Below are 17,928 nucleotides of genomic sequence, written 5' to 3'. Positions count from 1 at the left end.
AGTCTTCGGACTCGAGTTTCAATCGGCCAGCGATCTGTCTGGGTGTCCGCGATGCGCGCAGGTCGGATCGTACTCGTTCGGCGAGTACCGAGTCGGTGTCGATCGTTCTGGTCTGTGGGCGGGCTCGTCGTGCCTTCGCTTGCTTGTCGGCGTGTATGACGCGATAGGTGCCGGCTTTGGTGGCGTTGCGTTTGATCTCTCGCGACACGATCGACTTGTCCCGGCCGATCTGCTCGGCGATCGCGGTGACCGTCATCCCCGCCCGTCTGCCGACGGCGATCTCCGTTCGATCCGCCACCGTCAGCATCATCCGTCCAAGCCCCACCCGGGTCTCCCGTCGTGCTACCTGCAACCCCTGGTGGCCTGCAGTGTTGCTACGACGCTATGACACCGCCGGCACCAGAAGCGGCAGCCGGGATTGCCTCCTCTGGGGCGCACTGCCGCCTTTGGTGCGGGGTGCTGCCCTTTTGCGTCGTCGTGCCGCGTGTGGGGCGTTGGGGCGCCGTTCCGGGTGCGGGAGTGACTGTGTCCGCGGAGAGGGGGCAGGTGCGCGGGGACGGCGCGGCAGGGCCGTGGCGCACCGGGGGGAGGCTCCCGCGGGGCGCAGGGGCGGGCGTTAGGCTGTCTGGCGTGCGCCTCGTGATTGCTGAATGCCAGGTCGACTATGTCGGCCGATTGACCGCTCATCTGCCGATGGCCCGCCGGCTGCTGCTGATCAAGTCCGACGGTTCGGTCAGCGTGCACGCGGACGACCGCGCCTACAAGCCGCTGAACTGGATGAGCCCGCCCTGCTGGCTCACCGAGGAGCCGGCGCCCGACGGCAGTGACGCACAGGCCGTCTGGGTCGTGGAGAACAAGGCCGGGGAGCAACTGCGGATCACCGTGAACGCGATCGAGCACGACTCGTCGCACGAACTCGGCATCGATCCCGGTCTGGTCAAGGACGGCGTGGAAGCGCACCTGCAGGAACTGCTGGCAGAGCACGTGCAGACCCTGGGCGACGGCTACACGTTGATCCGCCGCGAGTACATGACCGCCATCGGTCCGGTGGACATCCTGTGCCGGGATGCCGACGGGCAGACCGTGGCGGTGGAGATCAAGCGACGCGGCGAGATCGACGGCGTCGAGCAGCTCACCCGCTACCTGGAACTGCTCAATCGCGATGCGACGCTGGCCCCGGTGTCCGGCATCTTCGCCGCTCAGCAGATCAAGCCGCAGGCGAAAACGCTGGCCACCGATCGTGGCATCCGCTGCGTGACCCTCGACTACGACCGTCTCCGCGGCACGGAGAGCACCGAGTTCCGGCTCTTCTGAGCCCACCTGTGCGGCGTCGACCCGGTCACCGGGCACCGACACGCGAACGCCCTCCCAGACCGAAGATCCGGGAGGGCGTTGGCGTGTCAGGGGAGAGGGCAGCTGTCTGCCCGGGTGGGCGGATCAGGCGGTGGCGCGAGTGGGTCCGTCGTCCTTGCCGGAGGTGAAGTCGGCGAGAAGGTCGCGATCGTCGTACTCGGCGTCCCCGTACTTGCTGTCGCCGTACTCGCGGTCCCCGTAGCCGATCTCGTCGTACGCGCTGTCGACGGCGTCGAGGACATCGGTGCTCTCCACACCCGGGACCAAGGCGTCGGCCTCGAATCGATCGCGGCCCACCAGGGTGCGGTTGAGCAGCTCGAGGTCGTCGGCGTCGGTGGTCGCCACCAGGGCCTGCTCGTCCTCGGACAGGTCGAGGGCGCCGGGGAGCGCGGCGATGTGCTCGCCGAGAGCACCGAGGTGCTCCAGGATCTGGGTGTGCGCGTCGTTGGCGGCCCGGGCCAGGTCGCGGGAGCGGGCCAGACGGGCGGCGGCGACGTGGTGCGCGGCACCGCGGAGACCGGCGGCGTCGTCTTCGGCGGCGGCGACGAGCGCGGCGGCGCGGTCCTTGGCGGTGGCGAGCATTTCGGCGATCTGACGTTCGGCCTCGGCGCGGTCCCGTGCGGAGAACTCGCGCACCTTCTCGGCGTTGGCATCGATCTCGGCGGCGCGCGCTTCGGCGTCGGTGACGGTCTTGTCGGCCTGCTGGCCGGCTAGCTCTATCGTGCGCGCCGCATCGCTGGACGCATCGCTGCGAAGGTCGGCCGCCTGCTGGCGGGCCACCGAGACCATCTCGGCGGCCTCGTCGCGGGCGGTGGAGCGGATCTCCTCAGCCTCCTCGGTGGCGAGGGTCAGCATGCGGGAGAGGCGCTCGCTCATGCCGGTGACCGTGGTCGGCGGCGCGGACAGCGCGTCGACGTCGTTCTGCAGACTGCGGACGCGTCCGCGGGCCTGCTCGAGATGACCGAGGAGTTCATCGGCATGGGCGTGTGCCGAATCGCGGTCGGAGGCCATCATCGCCAGATCTGCTTCGAGCTGGCGGATGTGGTCGGTGACCTGATCGCGGTCGTAGCCGCGCATGACGATGGGGAAGGGGCTTTGACGCTGACCGGGAGCTGACATGTGGGCAACATTAGGCCCGCCACACCGTCACCGGGTGTATCACGCGCGGCGTGTTGTGCTGCGTTTTGGTAACGGTGTGGCTGGTGTGACTCGACTCCGGAGCCCGCCGGAGCCGGTTCGGGTCAGTGTCCGGCGGCCGGCTCGACGAGTTCCAGGAGCACGCCGCCGGCGTCCTTCGGGTGCACGAAGTTGATCCGCGAGTCGGCGGTGCCGCGCTTGGGTGCCGGGTACAGCAGGCGCACGCCGTTGCCGGTGAGGACCGCGGTGACGGCGTCGAGGTCGGTCACCCGGACGGCCATCTGCTGCAGGCCCGGACCGCTGCGGTCGAGGAACTTGGCGATCGTCGACTGCTCGTTGAGGGGCGCCAGCAACTGGATCAGCGCACCCGTGGCGCCGGCCGGTCCGACCATGGCCTCGCGCACGCCCTGCTCCTCGTTGACCTCCTCGTGGAGGTTCTCGAAGCCCAGGTTGGTGCGGTACCACTCGAGCGCGACATCCAGGTCGGGCACGGCGATCCCGACGTGGTCGATACCGACCACCAGGTCGGCCACATTCGCCAGTGCACCAGTGGTGCGGTTCACGTCTTCCGATGCTGAATTGCTCATGCGATCACGGTAGCGTTGACCCCAAAGTGCCCTGTCACGAGGTCCTTGTCACAGGGTGTGTAGAGTCCCACCTTTTTCAGGAGTCCCCTCATGTCCGATAACACCACCGTCATCGTCTCGGGCGCACGTACGCCGTTCGGTCGTCTGATGGGTTCGCTCAAGAACTTCTCCGCCGTCGACCTCGGCGCGATCGCGATCAAGGGTGCGCTCGAGCGCTCCGGCGTCCCGGCCTCCGCGGTCGACTACGTGATCATGGGCCAGGTTCTCACCGCCGGCGCCGGCCAGATGCCCGCGCGGCAGACCGCCGTCAAGGCCGGTATCGGCTGGGACGTGCCCGCGCTGAGCATCAACAAGATGTGCCTCTCGGGCATCGACGCCATCGCACTGGCCGATCAGCTGATCCGCGCCGGCGAGTTCGAGTGCGTGGTGGCCGGTGGCCAGGAGTCGATGACCCAGGCCCCGCACCTGCTGCCCGGCAGCCGCGGCGGCTTCAAGTACGGCAACACCGAGCTCGTCGACCACATGGCGTTCGACGGTCTGCACGACGCCTTCACCGATCAGCCGATGGGCGGCCTGACCGAGGACTTCAACGACACCGACGGCTTCACTCGCGAGCAGCAGGACGAGATCGCCGCACGCAGCCACCGCCTGGCCGCGGCCGGTGCGGCCAGCGGTGCCTTCGCCGACGAGATCGTGCCCGTCGAGATCCCGCAGCGTGGCGGCGACCCCGTCTCCTTCGCGGTGGACGAGGGCGTGCGCGCCAGCACCACTGTCGAGTCGCTCGGCGGCCTGCGCCCGGCATTCCGCAAGGGCGGCACCATCACCGCGGGCAACGCCTCGCAGATCTCCGACGGCGCCTGCGCCGTCGTGGTGATGAGCAAGGCCAAGGCGGAGGAGCTGGGCCTGGAGTGGCTGGCCGAGATCGGCGCGCACGGCGTCGTCGCCGGCCCGGACTCCTCCCTGCAGGAGCAGCCCGCAAACGCCATCGCCAAGGCCTGCGACCGCGAGGGCATCGCTCCGACTGATCTGGACCTACTGGAGATCAACGAAGCCTTCGCGGCCGTCGGCCTGGCGTCGACCCGCAAGCTCGGCGTGGATCCGGAGCTCGTGAACGTCAACGGCGGCGCGATCGCGCTGGGTCACCCGATCGGCGTCTCCGGCGCCCGCATCGTGCTGCACCTGGCCAATGAACTGAAGCGTCGCGGCGGCGGCGTCGGCGCGGCCGCGCTGTGCGGCGCAGGCGGCCAGGGCGACGCCCTGATCGTGCGCGTGCCCAAGGCCTGATCCCGTCCCCGGCGACGGGAACCTCCGCTGCAACACTGAGCAACACCGATACACAACGATGGATGACGCATACATGAGCACTTCCCCCGAGACCACGAGCCCCGAGACCACGACCACCGAGGACAACGCCAGTTGGGCCAGCCGCTGGCTGGACCTGACGCATCCCGCGTCGCGCTTCCGACTGATCGCGCTGATCGAGGCGATCACCTGGGGCCTGCTGATCATCGGCATGGGCGTCAAGTACGGCGCCGGTATCGACGCGGCCACCATGGTGCCGGGCATGCTGCACGGCATCGCCTTCGTCGCCTTCGTGGCCATCGCGTTCTGGACCGCGGTGGAGCTGGAATGGAACTGGAAGGTCACCGTGCTCGCGCTGCTGTCGGCCATCCCGCCGTTCTTCACGCTGATCTTCGAGTGGTGGGCACAGCGTGCGGGTCACCTGCACGAGAACGCCGCCGCGGCGACCGAGATCGACGACGTCGAAGGCGGGCATGAAAGACTGACGGTGTGACGAATCCCAGGAATCGCCAGGCGGCGGGTATGCAGGCTGCGGCGGCCATGTCCGGCGCCGTGGACCTGAGCGCGTTGGCCGCCAAGGCCGACGCCGCTCGGGCCGGTGGCGGCGCACCCGCACCCGCAGCAGGCGGCGGCGCCGTGGTCGACGTGGTGGATGCCACCTTCGAGTCCGAGGTCATCAACCGCTCGGCGCGTCAGCTCGTGATCGTCGAGCTGTGGGCGGGCTGGTCGCCGGAGTCGGCGCAGCTGTCGCCCCTGCTGGCCGCCATGGCGCAGCGTGCGGGCGGTCAGTGGACGCTGGCCCGGGTCGACGTGGATGCCAGCCCCGGCATCGCGCAGGCCTTCGGCGCGCAGTCGGTACCGATGGTGGTGGCCCTGGCCGGTGGACAGCCGGTGTCGGCGTTCAACGGCCTGCAGCCGGAAGCGCAGATCCAGGGCTGGATCGACGAGATCCTGAGCAAAGTGGGCGGCGGAGCCCCGGCGGACGCCGCGGCCGAGCCGGACGATCCGCGCATGGTCGCGGCCGAGCAGCTGATGAACGACGGCGACGTCGACGGGGCGCTCGCGGTGTACCGCACCATCCTGGAGTCCGAACCGAATCATCCCGAGGCCCGCGCCACCGTGCGCAACCTCGAGTTCATTCTCCGGGCGCAGGCCCACGACCCGAGCATCGTCGACCTGGCGGCGCCTGGCGACCTCGAGGCCCAGTTCGCGGCGGCCGACGTTCTGCTGCTGGGCCGGCAGAACGAGGCGGCGTTCGAGCGGATCCTCGCGGTGGTTCGCAGTACCTTCGGCGACGACAAGGACCGCGCGCGGACCCGGCTCCTGGAGCTGTTCGAGCTCTTCGACCCGGCCGACCCGCTGGTGGTGGCCGCCCGCCGCAAGCTCGCGGCAGCGCTCTACTGATCGAGGGCCAGTACCGACGACCGGTAGTACCAACGACTCGGGCCGACGTGGCGATACGTCGGCCCGAGTCGTTGGGCGCTGATTCACTCCGGGGTGAAGAAGACCGCGGACTCGGCGGGCAGGGTGAAGCGTGCGCTCACCGGGCGGCCGTGGCTCGGCACCGGTTCGGTGTGCACCGCGCCGAGATTGCCGACGCCGCGACCGGCGTAATCGAGGGCCCCGGTGTTGCAGATCTCGCGCCAGCGGCCGGCGCGGGGGAGCCCGAGCCGGTAGTCGTGCAGATCGCGGTCGGAGAAGTTGAAGACGCAGGCCACCGTCTGACCGGGCGCGGTCGGCTGCGCGCCCAGGCGCAGGAAACCGATCACGCTGTTGGTGGTGTCGGTCGCGTCGAGCCAGGAGAAGCCGTCGGCGTCGTTGTCCCGGGCGTGCAGCGCGGGGTACTCGCGATAGAGCCGATTGAGGTCGGCGACGATCTGTGCGATGCCGGCGTGCTGCGGATCGTCGAGCAGTCCCCAGGCGGGGCCGTCGACGTCGGACCATTCGTCCCGCTGCCCGAACTCCTGCCCCATGAACAGCAGCTTGGCTCCGGGGTGCGTCCACTGGTACGCGAGCAGAGCGCGGACGCCGGCGGCCCGATCAGACCCCTCCGGCAGTCGCGACCACAGCGTGCCCTTGCCGTGCACCACCTCGTCGTGGCTGAGCGGCAGGACGAAGCGCTCGGCGGTCGCGTAGGTGAGCGAGAAGACCAGGCGTTCCTGTGCTCGACGACGCTCGGCGTGCGGGCGGGAGACGAAGTCGAGGACGTCGTTCATCCAGCCGAGATTCCACTTGTAGTCGAAGCCGAGGCCGCCGCGGGCGGTGGGCGCGGTGACCCCCGGCCACGCCGTCGACTCCTCGGCGATCATCACCGCGCCGCCCGCCGCGCGGTGCACGGCGTCGTTCAGCGCGCGCAGGAAGTCGACGGCCTCGTCGTTCTCGTGGGTGCCGCGCGCGTTGGGCCGCCATTGGCCGGGTTCGCGGGAGTAGTCCAGATAGAGCATGGCGGCGACGGCGTCCACGCGCAGACCGTCGAGATGGAACTCGGTGCACCAGTAGACGGCGCTGGCGATCAGGAACTCGCGGATCTCGGCGCGGCCCAGATTGAACGCGTAGGTGCCCCAGTCGGGTTGTTCGCGGCGCAGCGGGTCGGCGTGCTCGTAGAGCGGGGTGCCGTCGAAGCGGCCGAGCGCGAACGGATCCTTCGGGAAGTGGGCGGGCACCCAGTCGAGCAGCACACTCAGACCGCGGCCGTGCAGATGGTCCACCAGGAATCGGAAGTCGTCCGGCGTCCCCAGCCGCGCGGTCGGGGCGAAGAACGAACCGACCTGATAGCCCCACGAGCCGCCGAAGGGATGCTCGGTGATCGGCATCAACTGGACGTGGGTGAAGCCGTGGGCCACCGCGTGGTCGGCCAGGTCGACGGCGACCTCGCGATACCCCAGGCCGGGCCGCCACGACGGCAGGTGTACCTCGTAGACCGACATCGGTGCGGCCGCGTGGTCGACGGACGCGCGGTGGTCCAGCCAGGCGTCGTCGTGCCAGACGTACGACGACGGGGCGGTGACCACCGAGGCGGTCTCCGGCGGGCACTGCGCCGCGCGGGCCAGCGGATCGGCCTTGTCGCGGACCACCCCGTCGGCGCCGGTGATGCGGTACTTGTACTGCGTTCCGGGGCCGGCGTCGGTGACGGTGGCCGACCACACGCCGTCGGCGTCGCGGGTCATCGGATGGTCGACGCCCCGCCAGTCGTCGAAGTCGCCGAAGACGGTCACCGCGCGGGCATTGGGCGCCCACACGGCGAAATCGGTGCCGTCGCCCTCAGACCGGGGAAAGGATCCCTGTCGTTCCCAGATCGGCGCGCGATCGCTCACGATCGCGGGGTGCCCGCGGCGAGCCGACGCAGGGCGGCGCGGACCGGCGCGGGGTCGGTGGTGCGCCAGAACGGCGGCAGCCCGGCCACGAGGTAGCCGCCGTAGCGGGCGGTGGCGAGCCGGGAGTCGAGCACGGCCACCACGCCGCGATCACCGTCGGACCGCAGCAGTCGGCCCGCACCCTGCGCGAGCAGCAGCGCGGCGTGATTGGCGGAGACGGCCAGGAAGCCGTTGCCGCCGTGCGCATCGATGTCGCGTTGCCGTGCGGCCAGCAGCGGGTCGTCGGGCCGCGGGAACGGGATGCGGTCGATCATCACCAGGCGCAGCGACGGGCCGGGGACGTCGACGCCCTGCCACAGCGACAGCGTGCCGAACAGGCAGGTGGGCTCGTCGGCCGCGAATTTCTCGATCAGCGTCGACGTGGTGTCCTCGCCCTGGCAGAGGATGGGGAAGGGCACGCGCTCGCGCAGCGCCTCGGCGGCCTGGGTGGCCGCGCGCATCGAGGAGAACAGCCCCAGGGTGCGTCCGCCTGCCGCGGTGATGAGCTCGACCATCTCGTCGAGGGTGGCCGGAGCCGGGCCGTCGCGGCCGGGCGGGGCGAGCTTGCGGGCCACGTAGAGGATGGCGGCGCGCGGATAGTCGAACGGGGAACCGACGTCGAGGCCGTGCCAGATCTTCTGACTCGCGCCCGCGAACTCGGCGACCTTGTCCTTACCCTCGGCCGTCTGGCCGCCGGTGCTCTTGGCTCCCGAGCCCTTCACAGCGGCGGTTTCGTCGGGGTTCTCGTGCGGCGGCAGCCCCCAGGTGCGGGCCAGCGCGTTGAAGTTGCCGCCGATGGTCAGCGTCGCCGACGTGAGGATCACGGTGGAGTCGGTGAACAGCGACGTGCGCAGCAGCCCGGCCACCGACAGCGGTGCGATGTACAACGAGCGACGGGTGTCGCCGCCGCGCAGCCGTTCCTCCGCCACCCACACCACGTCGCGCCGTTTGGTCACGTCGGCTTCGGCGAAGACGCCGAGGATCCGGACGGCGGTGTCGTGCAGGTTCTCGATCGCGCTGATCGCCATCTGGCGGGCCGCGGCGGCGTCCGGGTCGCCGGCGGACGCACCAGCGCCGCCGGAGCTCGGGGCGATCTCGGTGCGCGCCTCCCAGAGTCGGTCGCGTAGACCGGCGAGCAGTTCCGCGGCCCCGCCGGGCAGTCGGGTCCACTCGCCGACCCGCGCCTCGTCGAGCAGGATCTCGAGCTGCTCGGCCACGCCGGCGAGTGTCTCGGCGGTCTCGGTGGAGAGGAGTTTGCCCGCGCGGCGACTCACATAGGTGAGGCCGACGCCGGAGATCTCCTCGGTCGAGACCGACGTGATGCGGTCGACCAGCTCGTGGGCCTCGTCGATCACCACTACTCGGTGCTCGGGGAGGATGGTGGCCGGGCTCATCGCGTCGATGGCGAGCATGGCGTGGTTGGTCACCACCACGTCGGCCTCCGCGGCACGACGGCGGGCGGCCTCGGCGAAGCAGTCCTCGCCGAACTGGCAGGCGACGGCGCCGATGCACTCGCGGGAGCTCACGCTGACCTGGCGCCAGGACCGATTGTCGACGCCGGGGCTCAGGTCGTCCCGGTCCCCGGTCTCGGTGTCCGACGACCATTCCCGCAGCCGCGTGATGTCGCGGCCCATGCGCGACAGTTCGAAGGCGTCGAACAGCTCGGTCTCCGGTTCCTCGGCGGCGCCGGAGTGAATCTTGTTGAGGCATAGGTAGTTCGCGCGCCCCTTCAAGATGGCGAAGGCGGGCGTGCGGCCCAGCGGACCGGTCACCGCGTCGCTGAGGCGAGGCAGGTCGCGGTCGGTCAGCTGGCGCTGCAGAGCGATGGTCGCGGTGGAGACCACCACGGTCTCGCCGGTGTCGACGGCGTGCCGGAGGGCCGGTACCAGGTAGGCCAGCGACTTACCGGTGCCGGTGCCCGCCTGCACGGCCAGGTGGTGGCCGTCGTCGATGGCCTCGGCCACCGCGGTGGCCATCGCGATCTGTCCGGCGCGCTCGGCACCGCCGAGCGCGGTCACCGCGGAGGCCAGGAGGGAGGGGACGTCGGGGAGGGAGCTCACTCGCTGTCGGCGCCCGTGTACAGCAGCTCGCCGTCGAACTCGACGCCCGCGGCGCGCAGCTCGTCCTCGGCGCGCGCCCACGTGGTCGGCGAGATCGCGGCGGTGAAGTTGAGCAACACGCGCGTGGTCAGGCCCGCGCGTGCGGCGTCGAGGGCGGTGGCGCGCACGCAGTGGTCGGCGGCGAGGCCCACCACGTCGACCGCGGTGATGCGGTGCCGGCGCAGCCAGTCGGCCAGCGACGTGCCGTCGGCGTCGGCACCCTCGAAGCCGGAGTAGGCGGCGCTGTAGGCGCCCTTGGAGAAGACCGCGGCGAAGGGCTCGGTGTCGAGCTCCGGGTGAAAACCCACCCCGTCGGTGTGGGCCACGCAGTGCGGCGGCCAGGAGTCGACGAAGTCGGGGGTGGCGGAGAAGTGCTCGCCCGGATCGATGTGATAGTCGCGGGTGGCGACCACCGTCGAGTACTCGGGCATCAGCTGCGTGCAGGCGCCGGCGACGGCGCCGCCGCCGCGCACGGCCAGGGAGCCGCCCTCGCAGAAGTCGTTCTGGACGTCGACGACGATCAGCGCGCGGTGCGCAGCGTGACTCATGGGGCCTCCGGTGGGTTGAGGTAGCGCGTGCCGATCGCCGGATCGCCGTGACTGAGACCGAGCCCCTCCCACGGCAGACTCACCAGGCCGCGCGCCAGGTGGCTGCGCGCCTCGCTGAGCGTGGGAACGTCGGCCGCCCGATCGCCGCCGCGGACCAGCGGGATCTGCAGTGCACGCGTATTCAGGCTACCCGCGACCGAGTCGGGGAGTTCGGTGCCGTCGCGGTACAGGATCTCCTCGACCACGGTGCCGGTGTCGCGGGCGGTACGCACCGCGCGCTTGGCGCCGCCCTGGCTCTGCTTGTTGCTGGAGCGTTTGGCGACGGGCACGCCGTCGACCTCGACCAGTTTGTAGACCATGCCCGCGGTCGGGGCGCCGCTGCCGGTCACCAGGGACGTGCCGACGCCGTAGACGTCGACGGGCTCGGCGCGCAGCGAGGCGATCGCATACTCGTCGAGGTCGCCGGAGACCACGATCTTGGTCGACGTGGCGCCCAAGTCGTCGAGTTGCTGACGTACCTGCCGGGCCAGCACGCCGAGATCGCCGGAGTCGATGCGCACCGCGTACAGGTCGGGCCCGGCCACCTCGATGGCATTGCGCACACCGGCGGTGATGTCGTACGTGTCCACCAGCAGCGTGGTGTCGGTGCCGTACTGCGCGATCTGGGCGGCGAAGGCGGCGCGCTCGTCGGGGCCGTCGGCGTCGGCGAACAGCAGCGTCCAGGCGTGCGCCGCGGTGCCCGCGCTCGGCACGCCGTAGGTGCGGGCGGCCTCCATGTTGCTGGTGGCGGTGAGGCCGGCCAGGTAGGCGGCGCGCGAGGCGGAGACCGCCGCGCGCTCGTGGGTGCGGCGCGAGCCCATCTCGATGATCGGCCGGCCGGCGGCGGCCGAGACCATGCGCGCCGCGGCCGAGGCGATCGCGCTGTCGTGGTTGAGGATCGACAGGGTGAGGGTCTCCAGGATCACGGCCTCGGCGAAGCCGCCGCGCACGGTCAGCACGGGGGAGCCGGGGAAGTACAGCTCGCCCTCGGCGTAGCCGTCGATGTCGCCGGTGAAGCGGTAGTCCGTCAACCAGTCGAGGGTGCGCTCGTCGACCACGTCGCGGACGGCGTCGCGCTCGGCCGGGCCGAAGCGGAAGTCGGCGAACGCGTCGAGGAGTCGTTCGGTGCCGGCCACCACGCCGTAGCGGCGGCCGTCCGGCAGTCGTCGGGCGAAGACCTCGAAGACGCACCGTCGGTCCGCGGTCCCGGCGGCCAGCGCCGCGGAGACCATGGTGAGCTCGTACTGATCGGTCAGCAGCGCGGTACTGGTCACGTTCGCTACCCTATAACTCATGGCGCTTGAAGAAGCGGCACCCGGTACCGGCACCGGTACGGCGGTCGCCGAACCCGTAGCCGTAGTGGATCGCCCCTGGGTGACGATCGTCTGGGACGATCCGGTCAATCTGATGAACTACGTCTCCTACGTCTTCCAGAAGGTCTTCGGCTATTCCGAGCCGAAGGCGAATCAGCTGATGCTGCAGGTGCATCACGAGGGCAAGGCCGTGGTCTCCGCCGGGGACCGCGCGGAGATGGAAGGCGACGTCCGCAAGCTGCATGCGGCCGGTCTGTGGGCGACGATGCAGCACGATTCCTGATGCGGACGTGGTCCCGCCGGGGCAGCGGCGACGAACTGCGGATCTGCTCCAACCTGGAGACCTACGAGTGTCAGCTGATCGCCTCGATGGTGCATTCGACCACGGAGATCCTCACCGAACGGGACACGTCGGCCCCGCAGGACGCGCTGAGTGAGCTCACCGGCATCCGGACCGGGCACACCACCGCGCCGCGCGATCTGACGCTGGGCCGTCTGCTGCCGGACTTTCACCGTCCCGACCAGGACGAGCTGTGGGCGGTCGGCACCGTGGTGGCCGACGTCAACGGCGCCCTGCGCAGCCTCAACGAGCCGCAGATCATCGCCGCCAAACTCGAAGCCGGGCGCGTGGTGCTCGACACGCTGCCCGACGGCGGCGGCGATGTGGCCCTCACCTGCGACGAGGCGCACGAGTGGCTCACCGCGCTGAACGACGTGCGGCTGGCCCTGGGGGCGATGCTCGGCATCACCGACGACTACCAGTGTCCCGACCCGGAGGATCCGCACGCCGGACACTTCGACGTCTACCAGTGGCTGACCGTGGTGCAGGAACTGCTCGTCGAAGCCCTGATGGCGCCGTGACCGCCGCGGGAGTGCCGTCGCGCCCGGGAGATCGCCTCTCCGACGTGGCCGGGATGACGGTGGGCCACTGGCAGCGACTCGACGCCGAGGTGACGATCGGCACGCTCACCGAAGCCGGGGCCGGCTGGGCCACCGGGACCACGGTGGTGGCGGTACCCGACGGCGCGACCACCGCGGTCGACGTCCGCGGCGGCGGTCCGGGGACCCGCGAGACCGACCTGCTCGATCCGGTGAACACCGTGCTCGGCGCCCACGCGATCGTTCTCACCGGCGGCAGCGCCTACGGGCTGGCCGCCGCCGAAGGCGTGATGGAGGCGTTGGAGAAAGCCGGTCGCGGGCTGCCGATGGATCTGCTGGGCCACGTGGTGCCGATCGTGCCGGCCGCGGTGATCTTCGACCTGCCGGTCGGCGGCTGGGCGCAACGCCCGGGCGCGGGCGCCGGTGCGTATGCGCTGGGCGCGGCGACCGCGGACTTCGCGATCGGCACCGTCGGCGCCGGAACCGGCGCGCGGGCCGGTGCGCTCAAGGGCGGCGTGGGCACCGCGTCGTCGACCCTCGACGAGGGCCCCGCCCGCGGCATGACCGTCGGCGCGCTGGTGGTGGCCAACCCGGTCGGGGCGGTGATCGACCCGGACACCGGCCTGCCCTGGGGACGCGACGACCTGGTCCACCACGGACTCGTCGACCCCGATCCGGCCGAGGTGGCCGCGCACGCGGCGCTGCTGGCCAAGGGCACCGTCCTGAACACGACGATCGGGGTGATCGCGACCGACGCACGGCTGTCGGTGGCCGACACCCGCCGCCTGGCGATGTCCGGGCACGACGGCCTGGCCCGGGCGATCCGGCCGGCGCACTCGCCGATGGACGGCGACACGCTGTTCGCGGTGGCCACCGGGGCGGCGATCGCCGATCCGGAGTCGGCCGTGCCGATGCCGCCGGGGATGAGCGCGGACGCACCCGTCGTCGCGGCACTGTGCGCGGCGGCCGCGACGGTGACCCAGCGCGCGGTGGTGTCCGCGGTGCTCGCCGCCACCGCGGTCGGCACCGTACCGGCCTACCGGGACGTGCTCGGCTCGGCGCTGCGCGAGACCCCCTCGCGCCAGACACCCCCGCGCGAGACACCATGACCGACACCGCGCCCGCACCTGCGGCGTGGCCCCGGTGGCAGCGCAACGCGGTGATCATGGCGGTGATCGTCGTCGGCCTGTTCGTCGTCGAAGCCGTCGACGCCGCCCTGAACTATTCGCTCGATCAGGACGGCATCGTGCCGCGGACGGTGTCCGGCCTACCCGGCATCCTGTGGGCGCCGTTCCTGCACGTCGATTTCGCACACTTGATCGCCAACGTGCTTCCCGGCGCGATCCTGGGCTTCATCCTGCTCATGGCGGGCCGCTTCCTGGCGGTGACCGCGGTGGTCTGGCTGGTATCCGGGTTCGGGGTGTGGCTGATCGCGCCCGCCGGGACCGTCACCGTGGGCGCCTCCGGCATCATCTTCGGCTGGCTCACCTATCTGATCGTGCGCGGGCTGTTCAACCGGCGCTTCCTGCAGGTGCTCGGCGGGCTCGCGCTGCTCGTCGTCTACGGCGGGACCCTGTGGGGAGTGCTGCCGCAGGGCGGCTCGGTGAGCTGGCAGGGGCACCTGTTCGGCGCCATCGGCGGCGTGCTGGCCGCCTGGATGCTGGCCTCCGCAGACCGTCGCGCACCGCGCGGGCAGCTCGAGCAGGTGACGACCGGGGCGCGGTGACCCACCGGGTACGCTGGAAAACATGACGTTGCCCAGGGCCTTTGCTCCCGAAGACTTCACCGTTTTCGCCTTGACCGGCTACGACGCCGCCGACGGTCGGATCGAAACCCGCTACGCGCTCGAGGGGCCGAACGCCGAGCCGATCGTCTTCACCGAGGTCTTCGACTTCACCGACACCGGCGCCACCGGTGCGCCGAATCCGTCGCTCATGCGTCTGCTCGCGCTGTCGGCGTGCGTGAGCTACTACAAAACGGCGGCACCGTCGACGGTCGAGATCCGCTTCCCGGTGGCGCAGTTCGAGGTGGACTACCTGGCCGCGGTGATCCGCGGCGGGCTCGGCGAGTTCGCCTATGAGAACGATCTGCCCGACGCCCTGGTGCCGACTCTCGTCGCCGAGCAGGTGACCGATCGGGTGATCGAGTCCGCGCCCCGCGCGTGGGACATCGGCGCGGCGCCGCTGGTCGCGGTCGGCGGCGGCAAGGACTCCATCGTCACCATCGAGGCGCTCAAGGCCGGCGGCTTCGAGCCAGTGCTGTTCAGCGTCAACCAGTACCAGCCGATCGACGACACCATCGACGTGAGCGGTCTGCGGGCGGTGCGCATGCGCCGTCGCCTGGACCCCAAGATCGGTGAGCTCAACGCCGCGGGCGCCTACAACGGGCACATCCCGGTCACCGCGATCAACAGTGTGGTGGGCCTGATCGCCGCAGATCTGATGGGGCTGGGCTCGGTGATCTTCTCCAACGAGCAGTCCGCCGACATCGAGAACCTGGTGTGGCACGGCTTCGACATCAACCACCAGTGGTCCAAGAGCATCGTCTACGAGACGCTGCTGCGGAAGACACTGGCCGAGTACGGGATGTCGTCGGACCGCTACTTCTCCCTGCTGCGGGCGCTGCCCGAGTCGGAGATCGCCGCGCGATTCGCCGATCACCCCGAGTACTTCGACGTATTCATCAGCTGCAACCGCTCCTTCGCGCTGGACCCGACGCGGCGTCGTGCGCGCTGGTGCGGCGAATGCGCCAAGTGCCTGTTCGTGTTCGTGATCCTGGCGCCGCGCATCGACAAGGCGCGGCTCACCGAGATCTTCGCCGTCGACCCGCTCGATCACGCGACGAACCTCGGTCTCTACCGCGAGCTGGCCGGACTGGACAAGCACAAGCCGTTCGAGTGCGTCGGCGACTACGCGGAGGTCGCCGAGGCCTTCGTCGAGCTGATGGACGACGACGCCTGGCGCGGCGACGACGTGGTGTCCGAGCTGTCCGGGCTGCGCTCGCGGCTCGACGAGATCGCCTCGAACAAGGCGCCGATCGTCGGCGCGGGCAACGTCCCCGCCCACTACTCGCCGGTGTTCGATGCGCTCGTATCGCACTGAGCTCGGCGGCGCTCGCGTCGGCGTCTGGGGATTCGGCCGGGAAGGCCGTGCGGTAGCGCAGACGGCCGTCGCCAGCGGTGCCGACGAGGTGATCGTCGTCGACGCCGTGCTACCCGCCGATGCCGCCGACTTCGGGCCGCCGATCCGGTTGCTCTCCGGAGACGAGAGCCTGGCGGCGCTGCGCGCCTGCGACCGCGTCTTCGTCAGCCCCGGGGTGCCGTGGTTCCATTCCGTCGCGGTGGAGCTGCGCGCGTCCACGACGCCCGTGTCGTCGGCCACCGACCTGTTCCTGTCGGCCGCGGCCGAGACGGTGATCGGGGTGACCGGGACCAAGGGCAAGAGCACCACGGTCTCCTTCGCCGCCCACGTGCTGAACCGGGTGGGCGGGTCGGCGGTGGCCGCGGGCAACATCGGGCTGCCGCTGCTGGACGTGCCGGACGATCCGGACCTGACGGTGGTGGCCGAGATCTCCAGCCAGCAGTGCGCGGCGATCGCGCGGTCGCCGCGGATCGCGGTGGTCACCAACCTGGGCGAGGACCACCTCGACTTTCACGGCGGCGTCGAGGAGTACGTGCGCGCCAAGGCCCGCATCTTCGATCGGGGAGCGCAGACGCTGATCTGCGAACACGAGGCACTGGCCCAGCTCCGCGCATTGTCCGGTCCCGCAGTGGATTTCCCGCCGGTGATCCTCACCGAGGAGGCGATCGCCGACCGGTGGCCGACGATCGAGACCATCGATCCGCGGTCGACCATGCGGTACCCGCACAATCAGCCCAACGGCCAGTTGGCGGTGCTCGCCGTCGAAGCCTCGCTGGGGCGGCAGCTGACCGCGGCGGAGATCGCCGACGCGCTCGACTCGTTCACCGCGTTGCCGCATCGCCTCGAGGTGGTGCGCACGGTCGGCGGCAAGCGCTGGATCGACGACACCCTGGCGACCACCGCGGAGAGCGTCGTGGTGGCGCTGACCGCGATGCCCGCGCAGCAGCGGGTGGCGGTGATCGTCGGCGGTCTGGACCGGGGCATCTCCTATCGCGAGCTCGACGACTTCCTGCTGACCGGAGTGCGCTCCGTCGATCTGATTCAGATCCCGTCCAACGGTGCCGAGATCGGACGGGGCTACGCGGCCGCGCAGCCCGACCGCGTGCACGCGGCCGAGGACCTGACGGCCGCCGTGCAGGTCGCGGCCGCCCTCGACGTCGACGCGGTGCTGCTGTCCCCGGGCGCCCCGAGCTATGACGCCTACGTGAATTTCGAGGCGAAGGCCGCCGCGTTCATCGCCGCTGTCGATCAGCTGTGACGCGCGGCCGCAGGATCGGGGAGCGACCCCATTTGAGGAAGGCCCGGGGTTTCGCGCGGCGCGGATGCGGCGGCGTGGCAGAGTGGGGCCCATGCGATTGACGGTCCTGGGGTGCTCCGGCAGTGTGAACGGGCCCGGAGCAGCCTGCTCGGGGTATCTGTTGCAGGCCGAAGGCCACGATCCGGTGCTGGTCGATTGCGGGCACGGCGTGTTCGGGGAACTGCTGGAGCACGCCGACCCCAACAAGGTGTCGGTGTTGCTGTCGCACCTGCACGCCGATCACTGCCTGGATCTGCCGGCCATGCTGGTGTGGCGGCGCTGGGCGCCGACGCCCGCGGCCGAACGCTCGCCCCTGTACGGCCCGCCCGGCACCGCCCTGCGGATCGGCGCCGCGTCGTCGGAGTACCCGGGAGAGATCGACGACATCACCGACACCTACGACGTCCACGAATGGGTGGATCGATCGCCGGTGACGCTGAACGGTCTGCACATCGAGCCGTTCCAGGTGAGCCATCCGCCGTGCACGTTCGGCCTGCGGATCACCGGCCCGGACGGCGAGGTCTTCGTCTACAGCGGCGATACCGGCTACTCCGACATCGTCGTAGAACTGGCCCGAGACGCGGACCTGTTCCTGTGCGAGGCGTCGTGGACGCATGAGCCGACGATCCGCCCCCCGGACATGCACCTGTCCGGGGTGGAGGCCGGCATGCTGGCCACCCGCGCGCGGGCGCGGTCGCTGGCCCTGACCCACATCGTGCCGTGGACCGACGTCGACACCATCCTCGACGAGGCCAGCGCCCACTATCAGGGCCCGCTGCAGGTGGTCCACCAGGGGCAGGTCATCGAAGTGCGCCCGCCCTTCCCCGGCTGAGGAGGCGCGGTCCCGGCGCCCCCGGTGCGTGCCGCGGGCTCACGATAGG

The 17,928-nt window shown here is 70.7% G+C and carries 18 protein-coding genes; 11 read left to right on the top strand and 7 right to left on the bottom strand.

Annotation, left to right across the window (positions count from 1 at the left end; genetic code table 11):
• The coding region (locus ABD989_RS11450) for a helix-turn-helix domain-containing protein (protein ID WP_425556526.1) at positions 1–307 on the bottom strand (307 nt) is incomplete at its 3' end.
• A gap of 323 nt (positions 308–630) precedes the next feature.
• Here ABD989_RS11450 and nucS point away from each other — a divergent pair.
• Positions 631–1,314: an endonuclease NucS gene (nucS, locus tag ABD989_RS11445; protein ID WP_345313577.1), complete on the top strand. Its 684-nt coding sequence runs from the start codon at positions 631–633 to the stop codon at positions 1,312–1,314.
• A gap of 123 nt (positions 1,315–1,437) precedes the next feature.
• Here nucS and ABD989_RS11440 read toward each other — a convergent pair whose 3' ends face one another.
• The gene (locus tag ABD989_RS11440) at positions 1,438–2,472 is read right to left on the bottom strand and encodes a hypothetical protein (protein ID WP_246995075.1); all 1,035 of its coding nucleotides are present in this window, start codon (positions 2,470–2,472) and stop codon (positions 1,438–1,440) included.
• 122 nt (positions 2,473–2,594) lie between these two features.
• A complete protein-coding gene (mce, locus tag ABD989_RS11435; RefSeq protein ID WP_345313576.1) occupies positions 2,595–3,077 on the bottom strand; it encodes a methylmalonyl-CoA epimerase in 483 nt (160 codons plus the stop codon).
• A gap of 90 nt (positions 3,078–3,167) precedes the next feature.
• On the opposite strand from mce, the gene ABD989_RS11430 reads away from it, so the two are divergent.
• The 3 genes from ABD989_RS11430 to ABD989_RS11420 all read left to right on the top strand — a co-directional run bounded on the left by ABD989_RS11430 (position 3,168) and on the right by ABD989_RS11420 (position 5,783).
• Entirely contained in the window at positions 3,168–4,361 is a 1,194-nt protein-coding gene (locus tag ABD989_RS11430; protein ID WP_246995079.1) for an acetyl-CoA C-acetyltransferase, read from the top strand.
• A 73-nt stretch (positions 4,362–4,434) separates the two neighbouring features.
• Entirely contained in the window at positions 4,435–4,872 is a 438-nt protein-coding gene (locus ABD989_RS11425) for a DUF3817 domain-containing protein (protein WP_345313575.1), read from the top strand.
• A gap of 47 nt (positions 4,873–4,919) precedes the next feature.
• Positions 4,920–5,783: a tetratricopeptide repeat protein gene (locus tag ABD989_RS11420; protein ID WP_345313585.1), complete on the top strand. Its 864-nt coding sequence runs from the start codon at positions 4,920–4,922 to the stop codon at positions 5,781–5,783.
• An 83-nt stretch (positions 5,784–5,866) separates the two neighbouring features.
• Here ABD989_RS11420 and glgB read toward each other — a convergent pair whose 3' ends face one another.
• The 4 genes from glgB to ABD989_RS11400 are packed head-to-tail and all read right to left on the bottom strand — an operon-like array spanning position 5,867 to position 11,692.
• A complete protein-coding gene (glgB, locus tag ABD989_RS11415; RefSeq protein ID WP_345313574.1) occupies positions 5,867–7,693 on the bottom strand; it encodes a 1,4-alpha-glucan branching protein GlgB in 1,827 nt (608 codons plus the stop codon).
• Positions 7,690–9,792: an ATP-dependent DNA helicase gene (locus ABD989_RS11410; protein ID WP_246995085.1), complete on the bottom strand. Its 2,103-nt coding sequence runs from the start codon at positions 9,790–9,792 to the stop codon at positions 7,690–7,692. The genes glgB and ABD989_RS11410 overlap by 4 nt, the downstream gene beginning before the upstream one ends.
• Positions 9,789–10,379: an isochorismatase family protein gene (locus ABD989_RS11405; protein ID WP_246995088.1), complete on the bottom strand. Its 591-nt coding sequence runs from the start codon at positions 10,377–10,379 to the stop codon at positions 9,789–9,791. The genes ABD989_RS11410 and ABD989_RS11405 overlap by 4 nt, the downstream gene beginning before the upstream one ends.
• Positions 10,376–11,692 carry a nicotinate phosphoribosyltransferase gene (locus ABD989_RS11400; protein ID WP_345313573.1) on the bottom strand — a complete coding sequence of 439 codons (1,317 nt, stop codon included), beginning with the start codon at positions 11,690–11,692 and terminating at the stop codon, positions 10,376–10,378. Before ABD989_RS11400 ends, ABD989_RS11405 begins: the two co-directional genes overlap by 4 nt.
• A 19-nt stretch (positions 11,693–11,711) precedes the next feature.
• Between ABD989_RS11400 and clpS the strand changes: the two genes are divergently transcribed.
• The 7 genes from clpS to ABD989_RS11365 all read left to right on the top strand — a co-directional run bounded on the left by clpS (position 11,712) and on the right by ABD989_RS11365 (position 17,879).
• Positions 11,712–12,014: an ATP-dependent Clp protease adapter ClpS gene (gene clpS, locus ABD989_RS11395; RefSeq protein ID WP_345313572.1), complete on the top strand. Its 303-nt coding sequence runs from the start codon at positions 11,712–11,714 to the stop codon at positions 12,012–12,014.
• Positions 12,014–12,592, top strand: a complete 579-nt coding sequence (aosR, locus tag ABD989_RS11390) for an oxidative stress transcriptional regulator AosR (RefSeq protein WP_246995094.1) — start codon at positions 12,014–12,016, stop codon at positions 12,590–12,592. The genes clpS and aosR overlap by 1 nt, the downstream gene beginning before the upstream one ends.
• Positions 12,589–13,719 carry a P1 family peptidase gene (locus tag ABD989_RS11385; RefSeq protein ID WP_345313571.1) on the top strand — a complete coding sequence of 377 codons (1,131 nt, stop codon included), beginning with the start codon at positions 12,589–12,591 and terminating at the stop codon, positions 13,717–13,719. Before aosR ends, ABD989_RS11385 begins: the two co-directional genes overlap by 4 nt.
• A complete protein-coding gene (locus tag ABD989_RS11380) occupies positions 13,716–14,336 on the top strand; it encodes a rhomboid family intramembrane serine protease (RefSeq protein WP_345313570.1) in 621 nt (206 codons plus the stop codon). The genes ABD989_RS11385 and ABD989_RS11380 overlap by 4 nt, the downstream gene beginning before the upstream one ends.
• A gap of 22 nt (positions 14,337–14,358) precedes the next feature.
• Positions 14,359–15,711 (top strand): MurL-like N-terminal domain-containing, encoded by a 1,353-nt coding sequence (locus ABD989_RS11375; protein WP_345313569.1) that lies wholly within the window; start codon positions 14,359–14,361, stop codon positions 15,709–15,711.
• Complete coding sequence (gene murD, locus ABD989_RS11370; RefSeq protein WP_345313568.1) at positions 15,692–17,008, top strand: UDP-N-acetylmuramoyl-L-alanine--D-glutamate ligase; 1,317 nt, start codon at positions 15,692–15,694, stop codon at positions 17,006–17,008. Before ABD989_RS11375 ends, murD begins: the two co-directional genes overlap by 20 nt.
• A gap of 91 nt (positions 17,009–17,099) precedes the next feature.
• Positions 17,100–17,879, top strand: a complete 780-nt coding sequence (locus ABD989_RS11365) for a cyclic nucleotide-degrading phosphodiesterase (RefSeq protein WP_345313567.1) — start codon at positions 17,100–17,102, stop codon at positions 17,877–17,879.
• Positions 17,880–17,928 lie beyond the last annotated feature (49 nt).

The sequence above is a fragment of the Gordonia alkaliphila genome (assembly GCF_039542465.1).
GTDB classification, from domain to species: Bacteria; Actinomycetota; Actinomycetes; order Mycobacteriales; family Mycobacteriaceae; genus Gordonia; species Gordonia alkaliphila.
Note: the sequence above shows the minus strand (reverse complement) of the source record. Positions and strands in the feature narration are given on the sequence as shown.